This window comes from Roseomonas sp. TAS13, from assembly GCF_001950415.1.
Lineage (GTDB): Bacteria > Pseudomonadota > Alphaproteobacteria > Acetobacterales > Acetobacteraceae > Roseomonas > Roseomonas mucosa.
Genome location: NZ_BDLP01000441.1, coordinates 1 through 3,197 on the forward strand (window position 1 = coordinate 1; position 3,197 = coordinate 3,197).

At 70.0% G+C, this 3,197-nt stretch carries 3 protein-coding genes; 2 read left to right on the forward strand and 1 reads right to left on the reverse strand.

The annotated features are described in order from the left end of the window. The first annotated feature begins 220 nt into the window (after window positions 1-220). Complete coding sequence (locus ROTAS13_RS21705; protein WP_075823387.1) at window positions 221-862, forward strand: hypothetical protein; 642 nt, start codon at window positions 221-223, stop codon at window positions 860-862. A 52-nt stretch (window positions 863-914) separates the two neighbouring features. Here the strand turns inward: ROTAS13_RS21705 and ROTAS13_RS21710 are convergent, their stop codons facing one another. After that, complete coding sequence (locus ROTAS13_RS21710) at window positions 915-2,768, reverse strand: alpha/beta hydrolase (RefSeq protein ID WP_075823388.1); 1,854 nt, start codon at window positions 2,766-2,768, stop codon at window positions 915-917. Window positions 2,769-2,904: 136 nt separating this feature from the next. Between ROTAS13_RS21710 and ROTAS13_RS27445 the strand changes: the two genes are divergently transcribed. After that, window positions 2,905-3,197: hypothetical protein (locus ROTAS13_RS27445; protein ID WP_171979196.1), on the forward strand; the 293-nt coding region annotated here is incomplete at its 3' end.

Here is a 3,197-nt window from a genome sequence, read left to right on the forward strand (position 1 = left end):
TCGCCTTACGGTGGAGCTGTGCGTAGATGTGATCAAGAGACAGGCCGCCGCCGGTCTTCGCCCCGGACACGCTGCGGCGCCTCGGCCGCCTGCCCGACCTGCCGGAGGCCAACCTCGCCCTGCTGCGCGCCTCCAAGGACCTGGACAGCGGTCCCGGCTCCTGAGACGGGCTCCCGGGGAGCGCGGTTGCCGAGCCGCTCCGGGGATGGGAAGACAGCCTATGCAACGACGATTCCTGCTGCTGGCCCTGCTGCCGCTCGCCGCCTGCGCCGAACTGCGCGCCCCGCGCCGGCCGATCCCGCCGCCGCCCGGCCTGCTGGCCGGCCCCGACCAGGGGCGGCAGGCGATCCGGGAACTCGACGCGGCCTTCCGCAACGGCGCCGCCGCGCTGCGCGGCCATCCGGACCGGATGGCACGGGCCGCGGCGATCCTGGAATGGCTCTGCACGGACCTCGCCAGCAACCCGCGCTGGAACCCGGTCTCGCCGGGGGTGAAGCAGGTCGTCTACACCGCCCGCGACGAGGTGCGGAACGCCCTGGGCATCCAGCCGGAGGTGACGGGACAGGAGGCGGCCTCGGTCATGGCCCAGGTCGCCCGGGAACTGGCCGATGGGCAGGAGGTGCGCGCCCAGGCGCTGCTGGAGGACGAGCGCCGCTTCCGCAACGGCGGGGAGCGGGTGATCGCCCGGCTGCGCGACCCGGGCCCCCTGCCGAACAGCGAGATCGCCCTCGGCGCATTGGCGCAGGAGGTGGCGCGGCTGGATTCGGTGAACGGTTGGGTGGTGCAGCCCGCCGCCGATCCCTCGCTGACCGGCACGCGCGGGCTGGAGGACGATTCCTACCGCCCCGCACCGGGCTTCTGACCGCCGCCCCCAACCGGGTTCTCCGGCCAGGGGGCGGCGGCGGGCGCCGCGATCAGTCCTGCGCCATCACCTTCACGTACTCGCCCGGCGCATCGGCCAGGGCCGGCAGCTTGCCGGCGCCCGGCTCCCGGGCGGGCACCTGCGCGTGGTCGAGGCCCGTGACCCAGCGCTGCCAGTCCGGCCACCAGGACCCGGCGAGCTCGGTCGCACCCTCCAGCCATTCCTCCGGATCGGCGGGCAGCGCCTCGTTGGTCCAGTGGCTGTACTTGCCGCTTTCGGGCGGGTTCACCACCCCTGCGATATGCCCCGAGGCGGCGAGCACGAAGCGGATCGGCCCGCCATAGATCTGCGTGGCGCGATAGGTGCTCTTCCAGGGCGCGATATGGTCCTCGCGCGTGGAGAGCAGGTAGACGGGGATCTTGATCTTCCGCAGGTCGATCGGCACCCCGTCCAGCGTGATCCCCCCCGGCTTCACCAGGTCGTTCTGCTGGTACATGCGGCGCAGGTAGAAGCTGTGCATCCTCGCCGGCATGCGCGTGCTGTCGTCGTTCCAGAACAGCAGGTCGAAGGGGAAGGGCTCCTGCCCCAGCAGGTAGTTCTGGACCACGAAGCTCCAGATCAGGTCGTTGGCGCGGAGCATGTTGAAGGTGTTGGCCATCTCCCCGCCCGCGAGGAAGCCGCGCTCGCCCATCTTCTGCTCGACGGCCTTGAGCTGCACCTCGTCGATGAAGACGCTGATCTCCCCGGCTTCCTCGAAGTCCGTCATGGTGGTGAAGAAGGTGGCGCTCCTGATGCGCGTGTCGCGCTTCGCCGCCATGTGCGCGAGCGTCGCCGCCAGCAGCGTGCCGCCGAGGCAGTAGCCGATGGCATTGACGTTTCGCTCCCCCGTCGCCTGCTGGATCGCGTCCAGCGCGGCATAGGGGCCCTCCTTCATGTAGTCCTCGAAGTCCTTCTCCGCGAGCTGCTCGTCCGGATTGACCCAGGAGCAGACGAAGACCGTATGCCCCTGCGACACCGCCCAGCGGATCAGGGAGTTCTTCGGCCGCAGGTCGAGGATGTAGAACTTGTTGATCCAGGGCGGCAGCAGCAGCAGCGGCCGCTTGAGCACCTTCTCCGTGGTGGGGCTGTACTGGATCAGCTCCATCAGGTCGTTGCGGTACACCACCTTGCCCGGCGTCACCGCGATGTTCTCGCCGATCGCGAACTTGCTGCGGTCGGTCATGCTGATGCGCAGGTTGCCCTTGCCGCGCTCCAGGTCGGTCAGGAGGTTGGTCAGCCCCTTCAGCAGGTTCTCGCCGCCCGTCTCGGCGGTGCGGCGCAGCACCTGCGGGTTGGTCATCAGGAAGTTCGTGGGGCTCATCGCATCCACGAACTGCCGCGTGTAGAAATCGACCTTCTGGGCGTTCTTGGGGTCGAGCTCGCTCTCGGTGCCCCGCACCACGTTCTGCATGTACCGCGCGGACAGCAGGTAGGACTGCTTGATGAAGTCGAAGACCTCGTTCTCGCGCCAGGCATCGTCCTTGAAGCGCTTGTCCTTGCTGTCCTCGGAGATGACCGGCTGGACCTCGCCCCCCATCATGCGGCGGGCGGTGTTGCCCCAGAGGGTGAGATAGTCCTGCCAGAAGCCCATCTGGGCCTGCATCAGTCGGGCCGGGTTGGCCATCAGCCGGCTGGCCATCTCCATGAAGGCGCCGCCGAGGTTGAAGGGATCGAGCGGCGTGCCGCCCTCCACCTGCGGCATGCCGCCGGGGCGGCCGCCCAGCTTCTCCGCGGTGTCGCCCTGGCGCCGGATGAAATCGGCGACGATGCGCTGGCTGCGTTCCGCGACATCGGCCATGGTCCGGCTCACCAGGGCGGGGTCCGGCAGGCGGAAACCAGGATCGGGCGTCTTGTCACTCTGGCTCATCGGCGTGTTCCTGGTGCTCTCCCGGCCTGTGGCATCCGGTGGCTTCACGCTTCGCCGGTTCTGCGGCAAACCTCGGTCCGAAGGGTATGGACCGGTGGGAATGCCCCGCGGGAACCCGGCCGGGCGGGAAGTGCAGATGATCCACAAGCCGATCAAACCTAGGTTGCGCGGGCAGGGGCGGCAAGCAGCCGCGCCGCTTTTGGCGCTGCGGCATCGGCCGCGCCTGCCGCGGACGCTGGGCCTGCTGGCCTGCCTGCTGTCGCTGGGCGCCTGCGTCGGCTCGCCGGGTGAGGGGCCCTTCGACTTCGTGCGCCAGATCCGCGGCAACGGCCTGGACGGGCGCGCGGCGCCGCCGGGGCTGGAGGAGGGCTTTCCCAACCTGGCCCGCATCCCCCCCCGCCCCGCCCGGGGCGAGGCCTCGGTGCGCGA

Coding starts and splice junctions, on each gene's coding strand:
- ROTAS13_RS21710 (WP_075823388.1), bottom strand. CDS start 2,768: ATGAGCCAGAGTGACAAGACGCCCGATCCTGGTTTCCGCCTGCCGGAC.
- ROTAS13_RS21705 (WP_075823387.1), top strand. CDS start 221: ATGCAACGACGATTCCTGCTGCTGGCCCTGCTGCCGCTCGCCGCCTGC.